This window comes from Mesorhizobium sp. M0340 (assembly GCF_040321535.1).
Taxonomy (GTDB): Bacteria; Pseudomonadota; Alphaproteobacteria; order Rhizobiales; family Rhizobiaceae; genus Mesorhizobium.
In genome coordinates, this window is record NZ_JAMYRR010000001.1 from 1 (window position 1) to 23041 (window position 23041).

A 23041-nucleotide genomic window follows, 5' to 3' on the forward strand; every position below is an offset into this window, starting at 1 on the left:
CCGGTTCCTGGAAAGAGCGTAGTGCTGGCAACTGGAAGGAAGGCCCTTCTCGGTCTCGGCTTCGCCGAGACACCTCTCCCCGCTTCGCGGGACGCGGAATCCAAGCCCTCTTAGGCGGCTTTCAGTGCAGCCCGAATTCGCGCAGCAGTTCTTCGCGGTAGCGTACGAAGCGGCTTTCGCTGCGCTCGCGCGGGCGGGGCAGGTCGATGTCGATCAGCCGCGCCGCGCCGCCTTTCTCCTTGGGCAGGATCAGCACCCTGTCGGCGAGGTAGATCGCTTCCTCGAGGTCGTGCGTCACCATCACCATGGTGACGTTCTCCTCGCTCCAGGTGCGCGCCAGTTCCTCCTGCATGCCGATCTTGGTCATCGCGTCGAGCGCGCCTAGCGGCTCGTCAAGCAGCAGGATTTCGGGCTGCACGGTTAGGGCGCGGGCGATACCGACGCGCTGCGCCATGCCGCCCGACAGCTGCCTTGGAAACGCATCGCCGAATTCGGCGAGGCCGACGAGCGCGATATAGAAGCGCGCCCGTTCCTCGGCCTCGGCCTTCGGCACGCCGCGCACTTCGAGGCCGAAGGCGACGTTGCCGAGCACCGTCAGCCAGGGCAGCAGGCGCGGCTCCTGGAAAATCACCGCGCGCTCGGCGCCGACGCCGTGCACCGGCTTGCCGTCGATGGCGACGCCGCCGCTGTCGGCCGCCTCCAGTCCGGCCAGGATGCGCAGCAGCGTGGTCTTGCCCGATCCGCTGGCGCCGACGATGACCAGGCATTCACCCGAGCGGATGTCGAGATTGAGGGTCCTCAGCACGGCAAGCGAACGCCCGCCGATGCTGAACGATTTGGACAGGTCGCGTATGCTGACCTCACCGCCGCTTGTGCCGCTCATCGCGCTCATCTCCCAGCTGATTGTCTTGCCGGTTGGCCTTCTCAGTTGGTCTTGGTTTCGCCGGGCCGGTAGAGGATGTCCGCTGCCTTCAGCTTACCCTTTGGCAGGCGGCCGTCGCGTTCGAGCACGCTGACCCAGAAGTCGATGTCGCGGTCCGTCGCCTTGGCCCCCTGGCGCAGCCCGAAGCCGGTCCAGTAGCGCGCCAGCTCGCCGTTCTCGCCGCGCTTGTCGAGGATGTTTGCCAGTACCTTGCGCGCTTCGTCGGGGTTCTGCAGCGACCAGTCGGAGGCGCGCGCCGACTGCTCGACGAAATTGCGGGCAGCGTCCGGATGCGCGGCGATGAAGTCGCGCCTGAGCACGACGAAGCCGCCGGCCAGCTCGCCCAGTACGTCGGTGTCGTTGAACACGCCGCGAACGCCGCCATTGTCGACCAGCGCCCCGGCAAACGTCGCCTGCCAGTATCCGAGCGCCGCGATGTCGACCTGGCGGGAGCGCAAGGTCTGCTCGAGCTGCGGTCCGGGTACGACAACGAGATTGGCGGCGTCCGGAGACAGGCCGACGCTGTGCAGCGCCTCGCGCACGGTGTAGTCGAGATGGGCGCCGAGCGTGTTGACGGCGATGGTCTTGCCGGCAATGTCGGCGATCGATTTGATCGGGCTGTCGTCGAGCACGTAGAAGACGCTGCGCACCTTGCTGTTGATGCCGTTGCTCGGATAGACGGCGACGAAGTCGTTGCCGCCGGAGATCGAATTGATCACGGCGGCGGTTGCGGCCGAGCCAATATCGACGCTGCCGGAGGCGAGCGCAAACAACGATTCCGGGCCGCCGCCGGAATAGCCGACATTCTCCACCTCGATACCGAGGCCTTTGAAATAGCCGAGCTCGCCGGCCAGCTCATGCGGAGAGATGCTGCCACGGCTGGCGAGGGAGCGGAACTTCACTGGTGCGGCTTCGGCAAAGGCGAAGCGCGGCAGGCCGGCGGCGAGAAGGCCGGCGGCGAAGGGCGCGCCGGCAAGCAGGGAACGGCGGGAGATTTTCATGGTCCGGGTCTTTCCTGATTTGAGTTCTGGCCTGGTTGAGATTCATAAAGGCGGTGGTCAGTCGACGGCATTGCTCCAGCGGCAGAGCCGCCGCTGCAGGCTGACCAGTGCCTGGTTGGCGATCAGGCCGAGGCCGGCGAGGATGACGATTGCCGCAAACATCAGCGGTATCTGGAAGTTGTACTGCGCGTTCATCACCTGGAAGCCGATGCCCTTGTTGGCGCCGATCATCTCGGACGCGATCAACAGCAGCAGCGCCGTGGTGGCGCTGAGCCTCAGCCCAACGAAGATCGAGGGCACGGCGCCGGGCAGCACGACGCGACGGAAGACGGTGAGCTGCCTGGCGCCATAGACGCGCGCCATCTCCAGCAGTTTCGGATCGACCTGCTTGACGCCGCCGATGGTGTTGAGCAGCAGCGGAAACAGCGTCGCCCAGAAGATGACGAACACCTTGGAGGCTTCGCCGAGCCCGAGCAGCAGGATGAACACCGGATAGAGCGCCAGCGCCGAGGTCTGGCGGAAGACCTGCAGGATGGGATCGAGCGCGGTCTCGACCGCGCGCACCTGGCCCATGAACAGGCCAAGCGGGATGGCGACCAGCACGGCGGCCGCGAAGGCGAGACCGGCGCGCTGCAGGCTGATGGCGATGTCGCCGAGCAGAGTGCCGCCGGCCAGTCCCTTCCAAAGTGCCGCGACAATCATGTCGATCGGCGGCAGCACGGCCGCGTTGACCCAGCCGGCGCTGCTCGACGCTTGCCACATTGCGAGGAAAGCGATGAGGACGCCGTAGCGCGACAGGAAGCGAATTCCCGCCCGGCCGCCTAGGCGCAGGAAATCCGAGCCGAGGCTTGTCGTGCTGTCACGCGTGCCGAGGCTGGCGGCCTGTTCGATGTGCTGCAAGGTCATCGTCGTGCCTCTCGCTTCGAGGGTAGTGGGCTTCGTGGAATTATTCGGCGGCCAGCACGGCCGAGCGGGCGGCGGTCCACGGGTTTTCCGGCCGCCTCAGGCCGAGGTTCTCGCGCAGCGTCCTGCCTTCATAGGCGGTGCGGAACAGGCCGCGGCGCTGCAGTTCGGGGATCACCAGCTCGACGAAGTCGTCGAGCCCGCCGGGCAGCCAGGGCGGCAGGATGTTGAAGCCGTCGGCGGCTTCGTTGCCGAACCATTCCTCCAGCTGGTCGGCGACCTGCGTGGCGCTGCCGATGACGGTGTAATGGCCGCGGGCCGTCGCCACCCATTGATAGAGCTGGCGGATGGTGAAGTTGTGCTCGTCGGCAATCTGGCGGATCAGCGCCTGGCGGCTCTTCATGCCTTCGGTTTCCTTGCTTGGCGGCAGCGGGCCGTCGAGCGGATAGCCCCTGATGTCGAGCGTCTGGCCGGCCAGCCCATTGAGCAGGGCCACGCCGTCCTCAGGCAAGATGAGGTCGTTCAGCTGCTGGTATTTGGCGCGCGCTTCTTCTTCTGTGCGCCCGACGAAGGGTGCCACGCCCGGCATGATCAGCACCTGCTCGGGATCGCGGCCAACCGCTGTCACGCGGGCTTTGATGTCGCGATAGAATTCCTGCGCCGACGCCAGGTTCTGATGGGCGGTGAAGATGACTTCCGCCGAGGCGGCGGCGAGCTTGCGACCGTCTTCGGATTGTCCCGCCTGCACCACGACCGGGTGCCCCTGCACCGGGCGCGGCACATTGAGCGGACCCTTGACGCTGAAATGCGCGCCCTTGTGGTCGATGTCGTGGAGCTTGTCCTTGTCGTAGAAGCGCCCCGATTTCTTGTCGCGGATGAAGGCGTCGTCCTCCCAGCTGTCCCACAGCGCCTTGACCGTTTCGACATGCTCATGCGCGCGGGCATAGCGCTCGGCGTGGGCAGGCTGCGTATCGCGATTGAAGTTGCGCGCGGTTTCGTCGCCGGCCGAAGTGACGACGTTCCAGCCGGCGCGGCCATTCGACAGATGATCGAGCGAGGCGAATTTGCGGGCGAGCGTGTAGGGCTCCTCATAGGTGGTCGAGGCGGTGGCGATGAAGCCGAGATGCGTGGTGAGCGGCGCCAGCGCTGCAAACAGCGTCACCGGCTCGAAGCCGGCGATCTTGGCGTTGCCGCCTTCGCGGGCGCCGAGGCCGACCGTCAGATTGTCGGCGAGGAAATAGGCATCGAACAGGCCGCGCTCGGCGGTCAGGGCGAGCTGCTTGTGGAACTCGAAACTGGTGGCGCCATCGGCCGGCGCCTCGGGGTGACGCCAGGCGGCGATATGCTGTCCGCCGCCGGGCAGGAAAGCGCCAAGTTTGATTTGCCTGGATTTGGTGGATCTGGTCATCGCGGCGTGCTCCTGGGTGGATCGGGGGGCGAATCTCGGGTCAGTGGTGCGTTCAGGCGGCAAGGCCGACGCCGTAGGGCACCCCGGTCACCCGGCATGCCTCGGCAACCGCTTGCCGGGCGCGGGCGTGGATGGCTTCCGACACCAGCACGCCATTGGCAAAATCCTTCTCGGAGGCGTAGATCGCGGTCGGCACGGTCAGCGCCTCGAAGAAGCCGAACAATGGCCGCAACTGGTGCTCGACGATCAGCGAATGGCGTTCGCCGCCGCCGGTCGCGGCAAGGATGACCGGCTTGCCCCTCAGCGATGACGGGTCGAGCAGGTCGAAGAAGTGCTTGAAAAGCCCGGTATAGCTCCCTTTGAAGGTCGGCGAGCCGGCCACCAGGATGTCGGCGCCCAGCAGCCGTTCGACGATGTTGCGCGCCGCCGGGTCGAGGTCGCCGAGGCGCCTTGCCTGCGGCAGGGACGCGCCGAGATCCTCGATGTCGAAGACGGCGGAGGCCGCACTGATGCTTTCTGCGGCCTGCCCGACAATGTGGCTGATGAACGCCTTGGTCTTCGACGGCCGGGTCAAATTGCCCGACAGCCCTACCACGAGCTTTTTCGACATTCCTGGCTCCCTGTCCAAATGATCTATGTTAAGTCTAGAGAGTTTATAGAATTAAAAGAGCGAGAAAATTTCAAAGGTAGCGCATTGAGCGAACGGAGTTTGCGGAACACCGCCCGTAGTTGGTTCATTCAATGCGGCGTACTGCGCCGGCGCAGCGCATCAACCAGCGGCGCACAGGCCTGCCAGCACCTTGTCCTTCGGGCTGCGGTGAATCAGGTCAATTTGATTCAAATCCGGCTGTGGATATTTGCTTTTGGGTAAATCGAGGCGGTCATCTTGCCGGCCGGCGGGCAACAGGGAGAAGCCGATGACAAGCGACTTTGCCGCCGCACACCTCCATCTTGAACGAGCCAGCCATTATTTGAGCGGCGAGGACGAGACGAGCCGCACGGCTCGTGCGGCTGTGGATCATCTGATCGATGCGATTGTCGCAGTGCAATACAAACGGCCGATGGGCGACGTAGTGGAATTTCCAGGACCGGCAAAGCTGGGACAATCCGCAAGCGGGACGGGTTAACTCAACCGGCGGCGTCCTTTTGTCCTGCCTGATCACATGAACCAGGTTGCCACCAGGCCGATCGTCGCCGAGAAGATGGCGGCGGTCGTTGCCCAACCGAGTATGTTGGTGCTGCGGCTGTTCACCTGGTTGCCCATGATCCTGCGGCTGTTCGTCATCAGCATGATGAGCAGCAGCAAGGGCGGCGTCGAGAAGCCCTGAACTATGCCGGACCAGACCAGCGCCTTCATCGGATTGAAGCCGAGGAAGTTGAGGCCGGCGGCGATCACCGTAAAAAATCCGATGGCGAGATAAAATTTGGGCGCCTCTCGAGCCCGGGCGTGCAGGCTGTTTTTCCAGCCGATGGCTTGTGCCACGTCATAGGCAGCGCCGGTAGTCATGACAGGAACCGCTAGGAAACCGACGCCGATCACGCCTGCGGCGAACAGGACGCTTGCGGCCTGCCCGGCTAGCGGGCGCAGCGCCTCCGCCGCTTGCGCAGCCGTGTCGATATCGTGGTGGCCCGTCTTGTAGAGCGTAGCACCCGTCGACAGAATGATGAAATACATGATGAGATTTGAAAACATCATGCCGATGAGGATGTCCCGGCGAGAGCGACGGAGTTCGCTGTCGGTAGCGCCCTTCCTTTGCCCGAGCGTCGTTCGCCCCTGGGCAATCTCCTCCTCGACCTCCTCATTGGACTGCCACGTGTAGAGATAGGCGGACAGCGTCGTGCCGATAATGGCGACCAGGATCGACAGGAACTCACGGTTGAATTCGATCCGCGGAAGCAGCGTTCCGCGCAGTACGGCCGCGGCGTCCGGCTTGGCCAGAATGGCGGCACCGACATAGGCGAGCAGTGCCAACGCCAGCCACCGAAAGATGTTGCGGATCAAAGTATAGGAGCCGAAGACCTGGAGGGCGAAGATGATGGCGGCGACGAACAGCACGATCAGCGGGATGGGAAGTGGCACGAACATGTTGATTGCGGCCGCCATTCCACCAAGATCCGCCGCTGCCTCGATGGTGTTGCCGACGAGAACACCCAACAGCACCGACCAGAGCAGCCACCGCGGATAGAAGTCCTTGATGACGTGGAACAATCCGCGCCCGGATACCTGGCCAAGCTTCGATGACAGGTAGACGACCACATACATCATCGGCAACGTCACCGGAGCCGTCCAAAGCAGGTCGGGTCCGAAGCGGGCGCCGGCGCTCGCATAGGTGCCTATCGCAGAACAATCGTCGTCGGCTGCCCCGGTTATCAGGCCGAGGCCGAGCGCTCGTCCTATGCCGCCTTTGCCCTCCTTGGGTGGGTGGGAATGGTCAGAACCGGCCTGCCTCATTGCGACCGGACCGGGTTGCGAACGAAAGACGCGGCCTGCCATGCACCAATGGTAAGGATCGGTCGGGGCGCTGGTCTCATTTTTGCTTCCTTCAACAACTTGCCCAAACCCGGCGTGCCATGACTTGTTCCGCGACGACGGGGCAGGGTTTTGCCTCAGGCAAAAAAGTTCGGGTTGACCGCTTCCGAGCTCGAAGCGACTATCCGTTCGAGGCGAAGATCGCAGGAGGAATGCAATGGACGAGCCCGGTCAGTGGCGCCACATGTCGAGCGCGCCAAGGGACGGCAGCAGAATCCTTGTCACGGTTCGGCCGTCCGAACAGGGTCCGGCCGAGGTCGACATGGCTTACTGGGCCCGCGCCGACCAGTTCGGCAGCGAAGGCTGGCGCGCTTCCGATTCGTCGCCAGGACGCATCGTCGAATATGCCGAACCCGAACTGAAGTGCTGGATGCCGCTGCCGTCGGCCAATCTGAGCAAGGGATCGATGCCTAGTCCCTGGGAAGGGGAAGATGTGCCGTTGGTGGATGGCTCGGGGATATGAGGCTAGCGGGAAGGGTGGTCTTGATCGCTGGCGGGACAGCACCCCTCTGGCCTGCCGGCCATCTCCCCCTCAAGGGGCCCTCAGGGGGAGATTGGCCCTCATCGCGGCCTTCGTTAATCTCCGACGCTGTAAGAAGGGCGCGGCCTATTGAAGCTGCCGATCTCCCTCCCGGTTGGCCCGCCTCCTCAGAACAGGAATGCGGCCGTAGCGGGGTTCGGGCCGGTGCGGCCGTCGGGCGAATCCATGCCCCGAATTAGCTCGAGGTCCTTCGCTTCCAGCTCGAAATCGAAGACATCGAAATTGGCGGCGATGCGGTCCTGGTGGATCGACTTTGGAATGACGATCAGCCCTTCCTGAAGATGCCACCTGACGATCGTCTGCGCCACCGACTTGCCGTGTTTCCTGGCGATGCTTTCAAGCGTCGGATCGCTCAACAGCCGGCCGCTGCCCAGCGGGCTCCAACTCTCGATGCGGATGTTGTGCCTGTCGTGGAATTCACGTTTGTCACGCTGCTGGAAGCGGGGGTGGAGCTCGATCTGGTTGACGGTCGGCGTGACGCCGGTCTCGCTGATGATTCGTTCGAGATGGTCCTGGTTGAAGTTCGAAACGCCGATCGACTTGATGCGGCCTGATTGCCTGAGTTCGATCAGCGTCTTCCAGGCCTCGACATATCTGTCCTGGCTGGGTACCGGCCAATGGATCAGGAACAGGTCGATGTGCCCGATGCCGAGCTTGCTCATCGTCCCATCGAAGGCGCGCAAGGCGGCGTCGCGCTGATGCGCGCCGTTGCGCAGTTTCGAGGTGATGAACAACTCGCTTCTCGGCACGCCGGCCGAGCGGATTGCCTGCCCGACACCTTCCTCGTTCTGATAGCCTTCGGCGGTGTCGATCAGCCTGTAGCCGGCCTCGATTCCCCAGCGCACCACCTTGGCGGTGATGGCTGGATCGACCTGCCACACGCCGAGGCCGATTTGCGGAATGGCGGAGCAGTCGTTCAATCTGATTTGTTCAGGTCTATCCAGGGTAATCTGTTCAGGCATGTTCAGGTCCTTCTGCATCGTTCCGCCCGGCGCACGCTCTATCTAGTCTGGATGGCCGCCAAAGCCAGTCGATATCATGAGAATGTGAGGAGACGGACGTGAAGCGCTGATCTTCCGCTTCGGGCCGACAGCTCTCTGTGACCCACGGAGTCCAGGGAACTCCATTCAGGACGATCCCGCTGTCGCGGATTCTGTGGTATTCTGTGGACTATCCGAGGAGGCGACTGCGTTGACCAACAGCTTGGAAGGCGAAGGAGCAAGAGACTGGTCGCCCCTGCTGGTCGCGGCAGAACAAGGCGATGCGGATGCGGTTCGATCGGAATTGGCGGCTGGCGCCGACATCAATCAGTCGGACGACGGCGGCTGGTCTGCACTTCACCTTTCAGCCCTCAATGACCGCACAGCGGTGGTCGAGGTGCTGATCGAAGACCCGGAAATCGATGTGAATGCCAGAAACAAGTGGAAGAGCACGCCCTTGAGCCTTGCGTCGGCCAAGGGACATTACGCGTGTATCTCAGGCCTCGTGAGACACCCCAAATAGAGATCAACGCGCGAGCTGACTACTACGGCAGAACGGCTCTTATCGAGGCGGCGAAGAACGGGCATCTCGAAGTCGTCAAGTTGCTCGTGGAGAATGGCGCGGAAGTAAATCTGACCGACAAGACGGGGAGAAACAACGCGCTCATCGAGGCTATCAAAGGGCGGCACTACGAGATCGCGGAATACCTGCTGGATTCTGGGAAAGTGAGCTTTATCAACAAAGAAATAAGGCTAAACGCCCTGATCTGGGCTGGCAGCTGCCACAACCCTCAGCTTATCGAAAAGCTGGAAGCCGCGATCCACAGTTTCTTCAACGGCAAATAAGGGCCTCGCCCTTACTGTCGCGGGCCGTCCGTATCTCCCGTCACGTCGATGCGCTCGATGGCGCAAACCGCCCTGCGGCGCTTCACATAATTTATTCAACCAAACGGTTGACTATCTCAAAGCGTGCGTCTATATTCAACTACATGGTTGAATTACAAACACCTCAGATGGATGCGGTCTTTCACGCCCTTGGCGACGCCACGCGCCGGCACATGCTTCGCGATCTCGCCGATGGCGAGAAAACGGTAAGCCAGCTGGCGGAACCCTTCGCGATGTCGCTCGCGGCGGCCTCCAAGCACATCAAGGCGCTGGAGAACGCAGGGCTTATTCGTCGAGAGGTGAGGGGCCGCACGCATCTGTGCCGACTAGCCCCCGGACCGCTGGCCAGCGCCCATCAGTGGCTCAGCTTCTACGAGCGCTTCTGGACAGGTCGTCTCGATGTTCTCGAACGCCTTCTTCGCGAAGAGGACGCACGCAAAGCCCAGGATGAGCCCAGGAAATCGCCCACCAATCCGAAAGAAGGAGACGAGCAATGAACCAGATGAGAAGCATCGACGCCTATGGCGCGCTGAGCGAGCCCGCCACGTTCACCATCCAGCGCCTTTTGCCCGGACCCATCGAGCGCGTCTGGGCTTATCTCACCGAGAGTGACCTGCGCCGGCAGTGGATGGCAGCGGGGCAGATGGAAATGAAGGCGGGCAGTTCGTTCGAATTGGTCTGGCGTAACGACGAGCTGACGGACCCGCCTGGCCAGCGCCCCGCGGGCTTTCCCGAAGAGCATCGGATGGAGGGCCGGATCACCGACCTCGATCCGCCGCGCAAGCTTTCCATCACCTGGGGAAATACCGGCGGCGTCTCCTTCTTGCTGGAGGCGAAGGGTAGCGATGTGCTGCTCACCGTCGTCCATCGCCGCCTGCCGGAACGTGCAATCCAGCTCAACATCACGGCCGGCTGGCACATACACCTCGACCTGCTGGCCGCCCGCCTGGCTGGCAAGACGCCGACCTCGTTCTGGGACGGCTGGAGCCGCCTGCGGGAAGAATACGATCGCCGCCTGCCGGCCTGATGTAACTCGCGGCGTCCATCCCTGAGGTCGCCGCCAGCAACACGAAGCGATGAAACGTGCTTGCATCCCGCAAGCCTGATGGAGGAAGTCATGCGCAAATTGATCGCTGGAATGAAAATCTCCGTCGACGGCAAGATGGAGGGGCCCGAGGGTTACGCCGATTGGGTCGACGCGTGGTCGGACGAATATGGCCTGACGCCGCAAATCGACGCCTGCCTGCTTGGCAGCGTCATGTATGCCGGCTACGAGCGCTACTGGAGCGCCATCCAGAACGAGCCCGACAAGCCCCTGCCGATGACCGGCAAATTGCCGAAGCCGGCCGAGCTCGAATGGGCCCGATTCGCCGCGCAGACCCCGCATTATGTGCTGTCGAACACAATGACTTCGGCCGCCTGGCCAAAGACGCGCTTCGTGCGGAATTTCGAGGATATCGCTGCGCTGAAACAGAAGCCCGGCAAAGACATCTACCTTATGGGCGGCGCCCGAATTACCGCGAGCCTTATCGATGCCGGGCTGGTCGATGAGCTCAGGCTGATCGTCTATCCGCTGCTCGCCGGTGAAGGAAAGGCGCTGTTTGGGACGGCGAAAAATCGTCGTGGGCTCGAACTGCGCAAAGTGGAGCAGCTTTCGGACGGCCGCGTCAGGCTGGTCTACGGGATCGGCTAACGCAGCCACCCTTGGCGGATCTAGCGGGGCCGAAGCGGAGGCCGTCCCGTCAACAGCGGGACAAGCCGGCGCGAGGAGAGCGATGCTTCCTATGCGAAGAATGCATCCCGGCTGCCGGCCGGTCAGGCAACGATACCGCGGCAGGCCCACGCGACATTCGCAAAGGATCTCGGGCCGTCGGGCCGGCCGGCCTCGTAGGCGTCGCGCATGGCGGCGTCGACGCGCGCCCGCTCTTCTGGATCGAGCGTGGCCACATACTTGCCGAGCGGCCCTTCGCCGGCGGCTATCGGCGCCCAGTAATCGCCGAAGTTTTGATAGTCCATGCGGATCATCAGCTCGGTCTCCGTAACGTCGCGGAGACCCTGCTCGACAAAGGTCCGTTTCATTTCACCCGGCTGCATCATCGGCTGCGTGCAATAGCGGGCGCGTAGCTGGCGTCCGCCTTCGCTGAGCACCGCCACCGTGTCGATCATCATGCGCATCCCCGGCATGCCGCCGAGATGGTCCCATACCGTCGCCGCGACCACGCCGCCCGGCCGCACGACGCGGCGCATCTCGGCGACTGCCTTGCCGGCTTCGGGCACGAAATGGAGCACGAGCAGGGCCAGGGCACGGTCGAACGCGCCGTCCTCAAAGGGCAGGGCGCAGGCATCCGCCTGACGGATTTTTATCCGCGGATCGGAGTTGCGCCGGATTGCCTCCTCGACAAAAACGGCTGAAAAGTCGATCGCGGCGACCTCACGGAGGTCAGCGGCCTTGACGAGCGCGAAGGTCAGACTGCCGGTGCCGCAACCGACGTCGAGGATCTTTTCGCCGTCTTTAAGGCCCGCAAAGTCGATGAACAGCGGCGCGAGCCTTTGGCTCCAGCGGCCCATGAGCTGCTCATAGCCGGCAGCATGGTGAACGTTGAAACTTGAAGTCATCGAACCCTCCCTTAGCATAAGCTAAACCTCGAAACAGCGATTGCCAAGGCGGGCGAGCATTCGTCCCACGTTGAGGCGGCTGCTGGCGAAAGCCACCTCGACGCGTGCCGGGGCGCGAAGACTTCGCCGGCGTCGTGGATTTTGATGCGGCCGGCGAGCCGACCTCGATCAGTCTGGGCCAGCTATTTGGCGGGCAGTCCGCGGCGCTGGCACTGGATCTCCAACACGGAAGGCGAAGGACACGACTTTCGTTGCGTCCGGATCGACCTCACAACGAAAGCTCAGGGCGTACCACTGCCCGCTGGCGCGGAACTCGGTCCTGGAGACTTGCATGATATTGCCGGCCTTCAACCTGAACGGTCGCAAGACGTCGGGAAAATACGGGCGCGAGGCGTGGCGCAACTGTTCGCGCAGTTCCCAGAAGCAGAGCTGACCGATCCGCTCGGGGCGCGGCACGTTTCTCATGGCGGTTGTCGCGATTGGATCATCGGTTGCTGCTTGCGAGAACAATCTTTTCGCTTCTTCAAGCGTCAACGGCTTTTGCACGTTAGCGACGTCCGCTGGCTTGGGCTTCGGCGGCTGTGATGCGCCAGGCGGCGGAGCCTGGTCTTTCCCCTCGACCGCAGTCACAGCAGGTGGCTGTGCAATATCCTGGCTATTGGGATCTTGCGGCGCCGGCGGTTGTTCCGAACCATCCTCCGCACTGTTGCCGTCCAGAGACTTGCGCGGACCGGCGTCCTTCTCACCGAATTGGAAGACAGGTCTCTGCGTGGCGACCTCACGGCTCGCCGGCGGCTCGACCTTTGCTTCCGGCGGCTTTTCCGGCTTGGGCGGTTCAGCGGGAGACGGAAGTTTGGTTTTTTCCGGCGGTTTAGGCGGCGGCACGATATCCACCGCAATGGCCTGCTCCTTCCCTGGCTGCGACAGCGTTGCCGGCAGTCCGAACAACAAAAACGCGACGATGAGCAGATGCAGGGCAATCGAAGTGGGCAAGGCCCACCCGAATACCCGGCGCTGATCCCGTATGTCGTTTCTCATCGTGGCCGGTGTGTGGAATGAAATATTGGCGGCATCAAGCATCGATGCCGCCAGACGTCGAAATAACCCGCTGCGAATCGAAAGTCGGCGGCTGCAATACGGCGCGTCATCCAATCGTGTGGCGTCTGCGTCCGCGCAGGGGGACCGGGCTAGCAGCGTATGCAGCAAGTCGTCATTTCAGGCGGCTAGCAGGCACGCCCTGTCGGCACGGTGTCGCCGGTTGAAATCACAGGGAAACCGATAGCCCGCCGTCAACGGCCAGCACGTGCCCGTTGACGTAAGCGGCAGCGTCGGAGGCGAGAAACACTACGGCTCCGCCGAGTTCCTCAGGCTGGGCCCAGCGGCCCGCGGGGGTTCGTGCCTCGACCCATTTGGTGAAGGCCTCGTCGTGCATAAGTGCGGTGTTGAGTTCGGTGGCGAAATAGCCTGGGGCGATCGCGTTGACGGTGATGCCGTGGCGGCCCAGCTCAGCGGCAGTGGAGCGTGTCAGCCCGTGCAGCCCCGCCTTTGCCGCCACATAGGCGTGAATGGTGGGACGGCCAAGGATCGCTGCGACCGATCCGGTGTTTATTATGCGCCCGAACTTGTTTGGCAGCATCAGGCGCACCGCGTCGCGCATCATGCGGAAGCAAGCCGACAGATTGACGGCAACCACGTGGTCGAAATCCTCGTCCTGCCATTCGACCAGCGGTTTACGATGCTGGATGCCGGCGTTGTTGACCAGAATGTCGAGGCGGCCGAGGCGTTCGACGATCCCTTCGAGCGACGCCCTTGAGATCGCCGCGTCGGTGACATCGAACGGCAGGGCTTCTGCACCGATCCTGTCCGCCGCGGCGGAAAGGGCGGCCACGTCGCGGGCATTGACGACCACCGTCGCGCCGTTTTCCGCAAGTGCCTTGGCCATGGCAAAACCAAGACCACGCGAGGCACCCGTGACCAATGCGACACGGCCCTTGAGCGAGAACAATTCCGGCATTGAGATCCCCTATGGAAAAGGGCGGGAGTTTCCTCCCGCCCAAAAGCACTATTTGGCGACGCAGGTGTCGGCTGTCTCCGGAGTGCAGACATCGAGGCCCGTGTAGGTCGGGTCGGCCGGCGGAGCCTTGCCGTCCTTCATGTCCTTTAGCGCCATCATCGTCTTGTAGCCCATCTCGAACGGCCGCTGGCCGACCTGGCCAAGCGAGAAACCTTCCTTCATCTGGTCGATCTGTACCGGAAGCGTGTCGGCGACGACAAGGGCCAGGGCCTTCGAGGCGATCTTGTCCTTGTACGGTGCGACGGCGGCGCGGTTGGCATCAGGGATGAACTGCGGGAAGCCACCGGTTGGGACAAACGCGTCGAGGTTCGGGTTTTTCGCCATGATATCCTCGAACTGTTGCACCGAAAGCGGGAAATCATCGTTGGTGTAGAGCGGACAGCCTTCAATTTCGGTCCAGCCGTTCTGGCCTGTCAGCCGATCTCCGGGCGAGGCCGCCGATTTGGTGCCCGAAAGCGTATCGCGAATGCCCTGCATGCGCTCGTTGTGGTTGGCCGCCGCGGCGCCGCCGGACTGGATGCAGATCGTGCCGCCTTTGGGCTTGATCTGCATGACAAGCTTGGCGAGGTTCACGCCGATCTCGTAATTGTGGGTGCCGATGTAGGCAACGCGCAGATCCTTGTTTTCGGGCAGGAGATCGGAGTCCCAGGTGAGAACGGGGATACCGGCCTCCTTGGCGGCCTGCAGCGCAACCGCCATCGCCGCGGCGTTCGAAGGCGACACGGCGATGCCGTCCACCTTCTTGGCCACGAGGTCCTGCACGATCTGCACCTGCTCGTCGCCGCCGCCATGTTCGCCGGGACCGATATACATGCACTCCACAGCGCCATTGGATTCGGCCTCGGCCTTCTTGCAGCCGTCGCGTGCCTGGTCGAAGAAAGGATTGTTCATGTTCTTCGGCACCAGGGCGAAGGTGTATTTCGCCTGGGCGCCGGAAACGGCGAGCACCATTGCGCCAAGCGCGACGGCGGCCGTGAGCAGATGTTTTTTCATGTGACGTTCTCCTCCTTGGTGTGATGTCCCGCAAGCCTCCCGCCGGCGGGTTTCTAGCGGCGTTTTTTGGGCATCAAGACTGCCAGCGACGCGGCGAGAATCGATTTGCCGCCGGTTTGCATGCCCAAGAGAACCGCAAGAACGATGAAGGCGCCGACGAAGGCACCCTGCCAGTTTGAATCGATGCCGGCCATCAGCAGCGCGTTCCTGATCACCTCGAGGAAGGCGGAACCGATGATCGCACCGAAGGCCGTGCCCGCGCCGCCCATGAGGCTGGCGCCGCCAATGACTGTCGCGGCGATAACGCGCAGCTCATAGCCTTGGCCCATGGCATTGATGGCCGAGCCGTTATAGCCGAGGAGCAGGAGCGAGGCGAGCGCGGCGGTGAAAGCCGAGAAGACATAGGCCTGGAATTTGATCCAGTTGACCGGAACGCCGGTGAGTCGTGCCGCCTCCTCATTGCCGCCGATGGCGAAGAGATGCCGGGCCCAGGCAGTGAAGTTAAACACGAAGCCGACAATCAGGGCCAGGATCACCATGGTCCAGAATTGTGACGACAGTTCTGGTATCCAATGCGGTGCCCAGTCGTCCAGACCATGCCGCGGCCATTTCCACTGACCGATTGCCTTTACGATCGGGGCATCGGGCCCGAACTGGTAGAGCATCTGGTTGGCCGAGAATACGACCGCCAGCGAGCGCGCGACGGACAGCATGCCGAGGGTGACCACAAAGGACGGCATCCCGACATAGGCGACAAAGAATCCATTGACCGCGCCACAGGCCAGACCGGAGAAAAGGCCCATGGCGAAGGCGACGTACCAGGGATAGTGCCAGGTGAGGAACAGGCCGGCGACGATGACCACGAGACCCATGACGGAGCCGACCGACAGATCTATACCGCCGGTGATGATGACGATCGTCATGCCAAGTGCCATGATGCCGAAAGGTGCGAAATTGCGCGTCACATTGGCGACGTTTTCAGAGGTGCCGAAGCTCGGCTCCATCGCAGTCATCAACATAACGAGCGCAATGAGCGCGATCGTCACCCAGAAGGGCTGACTTGAAATCACACGTTGGAGAACTGTTTTTTCCTTGGTCGGAACGAAATCCGACATGACCGGCCGGCCATGTTCTTCGACTGAGCCCTGAACGCCAACTGACTCCTGAACACTATTCGCCACGGATGGCCCCCGTTATCAGTCCAGTGATTTCCTCGGGCGATGTTTTGTCGGCTGGCTTGTCGGCAACTTTCGAGCCCCGCCTGAGGACGATAATACGATCTGCCACGGCGAACACGTCAGGCATTCGGTGACTGATCAGCATGACGCCGACTCCTTGTGCTTTGAGGCGTCGGATCAGTTCGAGTACTTCCGCCACCTGGCGCACCGAGATGGCGGCCGTTGGTTCGTCCATCAGCACCAGCTTGGCATTTGAAAGCCGGGTCCGCGCGATGGCGACCGCCTGGCGCTGCCCACCCGACATCTTCCTGACGAGGTCGCGCGGCCGGGTTTCCGATTTGAGTTCCTTGAACAGCGCTGCCGAGCGATCGATCATCGCCTGCTTGTCAAGAATCCTGATCGGCCAGAAGCCTTTCTTGATCTCGCGCCCCAGAAAGACGTTCTGCGCGGCCGTCAAGTTATCGGCGAGCGCCAGGTCCTGATAAACAACTTCGATCCCTTTGGCGCGGGCCTGCACAGGCTGGTGGAAGTGGCACACCTCGCCCTCGACTACAATTTCGCCGTCGCTCGGAGGAAAATTCCCTGCCACCGTCTTGACTATCGTCGACTTGCCGGCGCCGTTATCCCCCATGAGACCAACGACTTCGCCTCGCTCCACCTGGAAGCTGACGTCGGTCAGGGCCTGGATAGCCCCGAAATTCTTGGAGACGTGGCGAACCTCAAGCACCGGCATCGCGGTCCTCCCGGGACAACATTTTGTCGGTCTTGTCCCTGGTCTATTCACAGCAGCTAATCAGCGAAACGTATTCAACACAATCATTTATTAGGTCAGGCCTCCCGGCAGTGACACGCGTCGTCTTAGGCCGTGACCTTGTAGCTGCTGCAGAACACCGAGGCGCTCGGCCGGTCCTTAAGACAATTACCAGGCGATTCTCAGGCTTGCGCCGCTTGATATCCGTTTCGGGTGAAATGAGTGGCATTTTGCGAGCGGTGCCAACGCTTCGGGTATGGAGCGCCGCAGAACACGGCTTTGCGTCATTCAAACACACGAGGACAGTGGCCAAGCCTGTCCCTAGCCTGCGTCGGCCAGAGCGCACGTCAGGAGATGAACCCCGTATTCGGGGAGGCGAGGTCAAGTGTTGAAAGTCCGCTCCTTAACGGCGCTGCACGAGAGGGATATTCGATCATGAATTTCAAAGGTTTGATCAAGCGTGCCGAGACTGTGGAAAGAGCGTTCAAGGAGCTCGAAACCGATTTGGCGGATGCGTTTAGCGAATGTCTCAACGTGGACGATCAGCCGCCGCTGAACGACGTCACTGTGCCGGATGAGACGGTATCGGATGAGAATCTCGGGGGAACGGATGACAGCTCGCAGATCGAGGCCAATGCGGACGCCTTCGAGACCGCACGACGGCTGTCCCCCCATACGCAAACCCGGCTGGCTGCCTTAAGCGCGGTCGATGGGCTCTTTCACGACGCGCAGGAGTATCTGGGGGAGATCAATGCGAAACTGTCGGAGATCGCGACCTCGCATCATCTGACGGGCGAATTTCTAAAACTGCTCCACGGCGACATTCTTCGCGCCAACGAATTGGAGCTGGCAAATACTGGCCTGACCGCGCAGCAAAGGGTGCTGTCCGAACAGCTCCACGATGCAACCAGAAAGCAGCGCGAGCGCGACAGCGCTATCGAGGCCCTGCAGCAGCACGAGGCAAGCCTGGTCGAGGACAAGGAAGCACTTCGCGGCGCGCTGGCTGCGGCAAGGCTGGAACTTGTCGTGGCAGGCAATGCGAGCGCAAAACGCGAGGCCGAGTTCGGCGAGCTTGTCAAAACACTCTCAGCCAGAGCCGTCGAGGCCAACAGACGCTCGCGCGAGAACGAAATGCTGCGGGAGAAACATGTCAGCCTGTCGATCGACCTCGACAAAGCGCTGAAACGGGAGGCCGAGGCCCGGCACAGGCTGGACGAACTCTCGACTGTCCATGCCAATGATGCCGCGCAGCTTTCGGAACTGCTGGCCGCGCTTGGCAAGAGCGAGAAAGAGGAGATGCGGCTGCAGAAATCGCTCGATATGGCGCAGGCGAAGCTATCGGAAATAACGGAAGCAGCCCGCCTCAGGGACGGTGACAGGGAAGCCGAGCTTGCACGCAGTGTCGCGGAGATGACCGGCCTGCGTTCTGAAATCGAGGACCTTCGATCGCGGCTGGAGGCCGCCTCCAACCAGAACAGCGAAGCCGCCAGCGAGATCGCCATGCTCAAGGCCCAGGCGAGCGACGCGGTGGCCGAAAGGCAAATTGTCGAGCAAAAATTGTCTGCTCTCATGAAAGAGAGCGAAAACGACAAGATGAACCTTTCCGCAATCAGCGCAAATTTTTCGCAGCTTTCTCTGCAACAGGCATCCGAACAGATACAGTTCGACGTCCAGAGGCAGGAATGCGAGGATCTGCGAGCCGAAGTCGCGTCGCTTCAAGCCCGGGTCAAGGAACTGTTGCCCTATGAGCGGCTCCACAAGGTCACCAACGCCAGACCGCGTGAAGACGGCGTGGTCGAGATCACCGCCGCGGTGGCGGAGAAGGCCCGCGCCGGCAGGCGGCGCCTCCGCCTGCGCGCTGCATCCTAGCTCAGGCGCGGCTGTCTGAATTTCGACTGGTGTGATGCGGACATCCGTCAATGGATGGCGGGTCGAGGGTGAGGCTGGCCTTCCCTGCGTCGGCCTGCAATAGTGCACGCCGGTGAAGCGGAGGGGCTGAGCATGCGGCTGTTCACAAACGGGAATCACCTCCGGTGGAGGAGGTTGGCTTTCATCGCAATCATGACGCTTTTGCCGAAGGCGGCGTCGGCCGAAACCATCCCACCCGACAGGATCGCCGCAGCTCTGTCGAAGCTCGAATTGCTTGCCGAAGGCGTCGTCGCGGATGGTAGCGTGCCCGGTCTGGCTATCGGCGTCGTGCACGGCGACGAGGTGATCTTCCTCAAGGGGTTCGGGCATCGCGAAGCCGGAAAACCGGAGATCGTCGATGCTGACACGGTCTTCCAGATTGCCTCGCTCTCCAAGCCGGTCTCCGCCACCGTCGTGGCGGCGCTGGTCAGCGACGGGATCGCTTCGTGGGATTCCAAGATCGCCGACCTCGATCCGGCTTTCCGGCTCGCTCAGCCCTATCCGACCAGCGAACTCACGGTCCGCGACCTGTTTGCGCACCGCAGCGGGCTTCCCGGCACCGCCGGCGACGACCTCGAGGACATCGGCTATGACCGCGCGGAGATCCTGCGCCGCCTGCGGTTCGTGTCGCCGTCATCCAGCTTTCGTGCGGGCTATTCCTACAGCAATTTCGGACTGACCGAGGGTGCCGTCGCGGCCGCGAAGCCGACGGGCAAATCATGGGAAGAGGTCGCCGAAGAGAAGCTCTACCGACCGCTTGGAATGGCCTCGACCAGCTCCCGTCATTCGGACTTCATCAAGCACGCCAACCGCGCCGAGCTCCACGCCAAAATCGATGGCGCGTGGACCGCCAAGGTCCAGCGCTATCCGGATGCGCAGGCGCCAGCAGGCGGCGTCAGTTCCACCGCACGCGACCTCTCGCAATGGATGCGCCTTGTGCTCGGCAACGGGGCCTACGCCGGCAAGAGACTCATTGCCGCCGATGCACTGGACCAGACACATATTCCCTTGATGGTTCGCGGCAAGAACCCCGTCTCCGGAGGCGAGGCCTTCTACGGCCTCGGCTGGAATGTCGAATTCGGCCGGCACGGACCGATCTGGGGTCATGCGGGCGCCTTCAGCGCCGGCGCCCGCAGTCTGGTGATGCTCTTTCCCGAGGAGAAGCTTGGCATCGTCGTCATCGCCAACGCCTTTCCGACAGGCGTGCCGGAGGGACTGTCCGACAGCTTCGCCGATCTCGTCTTCGACGGAACGCTGGGAAAGGATAAGGTAAAGGCTTGGAATGATATCTATGCAGGCATGTTCGGCCCGGTGATTGCGGCGGCCAAGGCTACCTATGCCGCGCCGCCCTCTCCAGCAAGTCCGGCGGCGCCGGCCAGCGCCTATGCGGGCCGTTACTTCAACGACTTCATCGGCGATGCTATTGTGTCAGGCGAAGGAGACGCTCTTGTCCTCAAGGTCGGGCCTGCCGGTGCGCGGTCCTATCCACTGAAGCATTTCAACCGCGACCTCTTCGTGACCTTCCCCGATCCCGAGATGCCGGACAGGCCTTCGGCCGTCAGCTTTGCCCTCGGCCCCGACGGCAACGCGTCGGCCATGACCGTCGAATTTCTCGACGACAATCGTCTCGGCACGCTGCAACGCGTGGGGGATTAGCCGCCGCGGGGCGGGCGATGCTTGCCGGTTCAGGATGCCGGGCCGAACTGGAGCAATTTGAAGCAATCGCCGCTTCCCGACTTCAACTGCGTCAGGAAGCCTTTCGACCGATCGATCCATTCCTGGTGCGACTTGGCATCGGCTTCGATCTCATTGGCCGGTGCAAGCTTGACGAAGCTTTTGCCATTGCTGAAAAGCCAGCACGCACGGCCGAGAAACCGCCTGCTGCGCTGGCGCAGGAGGTCGGCATCATAAAACACGTCGAGCACCTCCTGCTTGATCTTCCGCTCCTTTTCGGGATTGGCGATCGCAACCTCGATAGGCTCGCCGCCGATCGCATCCTGCAGGTCCTTGTAATCAAGGGCGATCTGGGTGGTGGCATATTTGATGTCGCTCTCGTCCCGGACGATGTTGAACCATAGCGTTGGGTTGAGCTCGTTGACGACGAACGATGCCTCGAAATCGCGCGACAGATTCAGGATATCGAACCCCTGAACATCGACGTCGCGCTCGACCAGAAGGATCTGGGAAACCTGCTTGGCGAGCGCCGTTCCGTGGGCGCTGACAGCGGCGTTGTCACCGCCGTGTTCCGGACTGACATAAGCACCACCATCATCCAGCAGCGCGTCGAATTCGCCGAGGGCCTCCACGACAGCGCTGCCGCGGGCAACACGCGCCGCCAGTTTGGCGAGAACCTGCTGGAGCTCCGCTTCGCGTTTGCGCTGGTCCTGATAATTCTGCTGGAAAAAGAAGATGAACAGGGACACGCCAATCCCGATCATGATCACGCCCAGCTGCGAAAAGATGTTGCGATAATATTCCAGCAGTTTTTCACGATGGCGTACGTCGTCACGTACGCTGTGCGCCACGCGAAGATTGACGATCAGCGAAAGGATCAGGAGCCCGGCACCGACCAGGATCAGGCCGCCGATCAGGAGGTAGCCATGCCGTGAGTTGAAGTCCATTCCTTTGCCGCGCCCCCGAAACCCCAGACAGCGCAGACTAATACCATTTCCACCTCAACACCTACGATCATCCCCACCATTCTGCCACTGTTCTTACAGCCAGGACTGCGCTCGCCATCCGCCTCGTTTCGTAGCGGTCTTCTCGCAGCGGATTCAGGCCGTGTGCTTGGAACCAATGACGGGCGAGACTGTTCAGCTATGACTTTGATACGGCGCCGACGTGCCCGGCCGGCTGGGCATGCGGCGATCTTGAGGAGTTCTCATCATGAAGATTTCGTCCAGATTTCGTTCAGTCGCGGTTGCCGTCATAACTGCGGCGGCAGTTAGCTTTACCAGCGTCGCACATGCCGACAGCGGTACGATCCGCTTCGCCATCTACAAGGCGGCCTTCTTCATCGGCGGCGCCGGAGGCGAGGGCACACTGACCTTCCATGGTCGCCGGTATCCCATCTCGGTCGGCGGCATCTCGGGCGGCCTCGCCTTCGGTGCCTCCAAGACCTATTTCAAAGGTACCGTGCGCCACATACGGCGCGCCCGGGATGTGACGGGGGTTTACGGCGCAGCGGGCGGTGGCGGCGCGCTCGGCAAAGGAGCCCAGGTGATCGTCATGACCAATGACAAGGGTGCCCAACTCGAACTCACAGGCAGGCAGGTAGGCCTGCAAGTCAATGCCGATCTCAGCGGTATGAGCATCTCGCTGAAATAAGAACAGTCACTGCATTCGTTATTCCTTGGATGGGCCGGATTTGGCCGCTCCAAACCGAAGCCCATCCATCAGCAGCGACACCAATCGGCGCGAGCGGTCGCGCCAGTCCTTGGTGTCCGGGGCCGAATAGATGCCGCCCAGCGCATGCAGCACATCGGAGGCATCGACGTCGCTGCGGATCGAGCCGTCGGCGACCGCGGCATCGATCAGCCGCCGCAAGGCGAGCGTCACCCTGCCCGAAACGTCGGAGAACAGGGTGGAGTTGGTCGTGAGCAGGATGCGCAGGCTTGTCGACAGCCCGCGCTTGGTGGCGATGTAGTCGACGAAGCGCTGCATCCATTGTTCAAGCGCCACGTCGGGCGCATGATCGTGGGCGAGTTCGTCGGCCGCCTGGCACAGCCCTTCCACTTCGCGCCGATAAACCACCTCGACCAGATGCTCGCGGGTTGGGAAATGCCGGTAGAGCGTGCCGATGCCGACGCCGGCCTGGCGCGCAATCTCCTCCAGCGAGGCGTCGACGCCATGCGCGGCAAAGGCCTTCGCCGCGACCTCGACCAGCGCGTCGCGATTGCGCTGCGCGTCGGCGCGCAGCGGTTTTGCAACGGCGGTTTCGGTTTTGTCTCCAGAAATGACGGGCGGCTCCGCGGCCAATTTCTTCTCCAGTGCTGATCCGAAGCATAACCGGATAGGCAGGCCCCGTCTCAAGAACGCAGACTCTTCCACCTTCGTTACGTCTCAGACAAATATAATCGCAAGTAACTATAATCACAGGATCGAGTTTGGGCCGGCGTTCCGGCAGGCGAGGCATCTTGCCCGCCTCTGGTGCATGGCCGGTGGATGACGACGGAGGATATTTCCTCGCGGCCCGCACTCCTCATCTGTTCGGCCGATGCCGTGGGGCAAAAATGAGCCCACGTTGAGCGCGATCCCCTCAGGATCATTGGACTGTCCTGCCCCTACAGACAGTCCAGAGAGCACCACCGGCTTGGGCCGGTGGTGCTTTTTTGTCTCCCGGCATGACGGC

Annotated in this window: 25 protein-coding genes; 10 read left to right on the forward strand and 15 right to left on the reverse strand. The window is 62.3% G+C overall.

Features of this window, described 5'->3' with window-relative positions; translation table 11 throughout:
- Positions 1–121 precede the first annotated feature (121 nt).
- Genes NKI79_RS00005 through msuE form a run of 5 tightly spaced genes read right to left on the reverse strand, consistent with a single transcriptional unit; the run spans position 122 to position 4844 of the window.
- On the reverse strand, positions 122–892 hold the full coding sequence (locus NKI79_RS00005) for an ABC transporter ATP-binding protein (RefSeq protein WP_502909778.1): 771 nt from the start codon (positions 890–892) through the stop codon (positions 122–124).
- A gap of 32 nt (positions 893–924) precedes the next feature.
- Positions 925–1923, reverse strand: coding sequence for an ABC transporter substrate-binding protein (locus NKI79_RS00010; protein WP_352799221.1), 999 nt, complete (start codon positions 1921–1923; stop codon positions 925–927).
- A gap of 57 nt (positions 1924–1980) precedes the next feature.
- The gene (locus NKI79_RS00015) at positions 1981–2829 is read right to left on the reverse strand and encodes an ABC transporter permease (RefSeq protein WP_352507152.1); all 849 of its coding nucleotides are present in this window, start codon (positions 2827–2829) and stop codon (positions 1981–1983) included.
- A 40-nt stretch (positions 2830–2869) separates the two neighbouring features.
- Positions 2870–4234 carry an LLM class flavin-dependent oxidoreductase gene (locus tag NKI79_RS00020; RefSeq protein ID WP_352799222.1) on the reverse strand — a complete coding sequence of 455 codons (1365 nt, stop codon included), beginning with the start codon at positions 4232–4234 and terminating at the stop codon, positions 2870–2872.
- Positions 4235–4286: 52 nt separating this feature from the next.
- The gene (msuE, locus tag NKI79_RS00025) at positions 4287–4844 is read right to left on the reverse strand and encodes an FMN reductase (protein WP_352799224.1); all 558 of its coding nucleotides are present in this window, start codon (positions 4842–4844) and stop codon (positions 4287–4289) included.
- Positions 4845–5151: 307 nt separating this feature from the next.
- Here msuE and NKI79_RS00030 point away from each other — a divergent pair, with 307 nt between their 5' ends.
- Entirely contained in the window at positions 5152–5361 is a 210-nt protein-coding gene (locus NKI79_RS00030) for a hypothetical protein (protein WP_254819408.1), read from the forward strand.
- Positions 5362–5393: 32 nt separating this feature from the next.
- Here NKI79_RS00030 and NKI79_RS00035 read toward each other — a convergent pair whose 3' ends face one another.
- Positions 5394–6686 (reverse strand): Nramp family divalent metal transporter, encoded by a 1293-nt coding sequence (locus NKI79_RS00035; RefSeq protein WP_352799225.1) that lies wholly within the window; start codon positions 6684–6686, stop codon positions 5394–5396.
- A gap of 235 nt (positions 6687–6921) precedes the next feature.
- Between NKI79_RS00035 and NKI79_RS00040 the strand changes: the two genes are divergently transcribed.
- Positions 6922–7227, forward strand: coding sequence for a hypothetical protein (locus NKI79_RS00040; protein WP_023677305.1), 306 nt, complete (start codon positions 6922–6924; stop codon positions 7225–7227).
- 185 nt (positions 7228–7412) lie between these two features.
- Here the strand turns inward: NKI79_RS00040 and NKI79_RS00045 are convergent, their stop codons facing one another.
- Positions 7413–8267 (reverse strand): aldo/keto reductase, encoded by an 855-nt coding sequence (locus tag NKI79_RS00045; protein WP_352799226.1) that lies wholly within the window; start codon positions 8265–8267, stop codon positions 7413–7415.
- 229 nt (positions 8268–8496) lie between these two features.
- On the opposite strand from NKI79_RS00045, the gene NKI79_RS00050 reads away from it, so the two are divergent.
- The 5 genes from NKI79_RS00050 (at position 8497) to NKI79_RS00070 (ending at position 10863) form a co-directional block, all read left to right on the forward strand.
- A complete protein-coding gene (locus NKI79_RS00050; protein WP_352799228.1) occupies positions 8497–8808 on the forward strand; it encodes an ankyrin repeat domain-containing protein in 312 nt (103 codons plus the stop codon).
- Positions 8775–9131 carry an ankyrin repeat domain-containing protein gene (locus tag NKI79_RS00055; RefSeq protein WP_352799229.1) on the forward strand — a complete coding sequence of 119 codons (357 nt, stop codon included), beginning with the start codon at positions 8775–8777 and terminating at the stop codon, positions 9129–9131. The genes NKI79_RS00050 and NKI79_RS00055 overlap by 34 nt, the downstream gene beginning before the upstream one ends.
- Before the next feature lie 143 nt (positions 9132–9274).
- Entirely contained in the window at positions 9275–9667 is a 393-nt protein-coding gene (locus tag NKI79_RS00060; RefSeq protein ID WP_352799230.1) for an ArsR/SmtB family transcription factor, read from the forward strand.
- Positions 9664–10197 carry an SRPBCC family protein gene (locus NKI79_RS00065; protein WP_254819403.1) on the forward strand — a complete coding sequence of 178 codons (534 nt, stop codon included), beginning with the start codon at positions 9664–9666 and terminating at the stop codon, positions 10195–10197. The genes NKI79_RS00060 and NKI79_RS00065 overlap by 4 nt, the downstream gene beginning before the upstream one ends.
- Positions 10198–10287: 90 nt before the next feature.
- Positions 10288–10863: a dihydrofolate reductase family protein gene (locus NKI79_RS00070; protein ID WP_352507160.1), complete on the forward strand. Its 576-nt coding sequence runs from the start codon at positions 10288–10290 to the stop codon at positions 10861–10863.
- Positions 10864–10985: 122 nt separating this feature from the next.
- On the opposite strand, the gene NKI79_RS00075 is transcribed toward NKI79_RS00070, so the two are convergent.
- The 6 genes from NKI79_RS00075 to NKI79_RS00100 all read right to left on the reverse strand — a co-directional run bounded on the left by NKI79_RS00075 (position 10986) and on the right by NKI79_RS00100 (position 16764).
- Positions 10986–11786 carry a class I SAM-dependent methyltransferase gene (locus tag NKI79_RS00075; protein ID WP_352799231.1) on the reverse strand — a complete coding sequence of 267 codons (801 nt, stop codon included), beginning with the start codon at positions 11784–11786 and terminating at the stop codon, positions 10986–10988.
- A 168-nt stretch (positions 11787–11954) separates the two neighbouring features.
- The gene (locus tag NKI79_RS00080; protein WP_352799233.1) at positions 11955–12866 is read right to left on the reverse strand and encodes a DUF930 domain-containing protein; all 912 of its coding nucleotides are present in this window, start codon (positions 12864–12866) and stop codon (positions 11955–11957) included.
- A 184-nt stretch (positions 12867–13050) separates the two neighbouring features.
- Positions 13051–13800 (reverse strand): glucose 1-dehydrogenase, encoded by a 750-nt coding sequence (locus NKI79_RS00085; RefSeq protein ID WP_352799235.1) that lies wholly within the window; start codon positions 13798–13800, stop codon positions 13051–13053.
- Positions 13801–13848: 48 nt separating this feature from the next.
- On the reverse strand, positions 13849–14853 hold the full coding sequence (locus NKI79_RS00090; protein WP_254819720.1) for a sugar-binding protein: 1005 nt from the start codon (positions 14851–14853) through the stop codon (positions 13849–13851).
- A 53-nt stretch (positions 14854–14906) separates the two neighbouring features.
- Entirely contained in the window at positions 14907–15968 is a 1062-nt protein-coding gene (locus NKI79_RS00095) for an ABC transporter permease (RefSeq protein WP_254819719.1), read from the reverse strand.
- 55 nt (positions 15969–16023) lie between these two features.
- Positions 16024–16764, reverse strand: a complete 741-nt coding sequence (locus tag NKI79_RS00100; RefSeq protein WP_254819718.1) for an ATP-binding cassette domain-containing protein — start codon at positions 16762–16764, stop codon at positions 16024–16026.
- 453 nt (positions 16765–17217) lie between these two features.
- On the opposite strand from NKI79_RS00100, the gene NKI79_RS00105 reads away from it, so the two are divergent.
- Both NKI79_RS00105 and NKI79_RS00110 read left to right on the forward strand, forming a co-directional pair.
- Positions 17218–18651 carry a coiled-coil domain-containing protein gene (locus NKI79_RS00105; protein WP_502909784.1) on the forward strand — a complete coding sequence of 478 codons (1434 nt, stop codon included), beginning with the start codon at positions 17218–17220 and terminating at the stop codon, positions 18649–18651.
- Between the two features lie 132 nt (positions 18652–18783).
- Positions 18784–20346 (forward strand): serine hydrolase, encoded by a 1563-nt coding sequence (locus NKI79_RS00110; protein WP_352799237.1) that lies wholly within the window; start codon positions 18784–18786, stop codon positions 20344–20346.
- A 29-nt stretch (positions 20347–20375) separates the two neighbouring features.
- Here the strand turns inward: NKI79_RS00110 and NKI79_RS00115 are convergent, their stop codons facing one another.
- Positions 20376–21311, reverse strand: a complete 936-nt coding sequence (locus tag NKI79_RS00115) for a hypothetical protein (RefSeq protein ID WP_352799239.1) — start codon at positions 21309–21311, stop codon at positions 20376–20378.
- A 265-nt stretch (positions 21312–21576) separates the two neighbouring features.
- Between NKI79_RS00115 and NKI79_RS00120 the strand changes: the two genes are divergently transcribed.
- On the forward strand, positions 21577–22017 hold the full coding sequence (locus tag NKI79_RS00120) for a lipid-binding SYLF domain-containing protein (RefSeq protein ID WP_352475599.1): 441 nt from the start codon (positions 21577–21579) through the stop codon (positions 22015–22017).
- A gap of 18 nt (positions 22018–22035) precedes the next feature.
- On the opposite strand, the gene NKI79_RS00125 is transcribed toward NKI79_RS00120, so the two are convergent.
- Positions 22036–22668 carry a TetR/AcrR family transcriptional regulator gene (locus tag NKI79_RS00125; RefSeq protein WP_352799241.1) on the reverse strand — a complete coding sequence of 211 codons (633 nt, stop codon included), beginning with the start codon at positions 22666–22668 and terminating at the stop codon, positions 22036–22038.
- Positions 22669–23041: the final 373 nt, after the last annotated feature.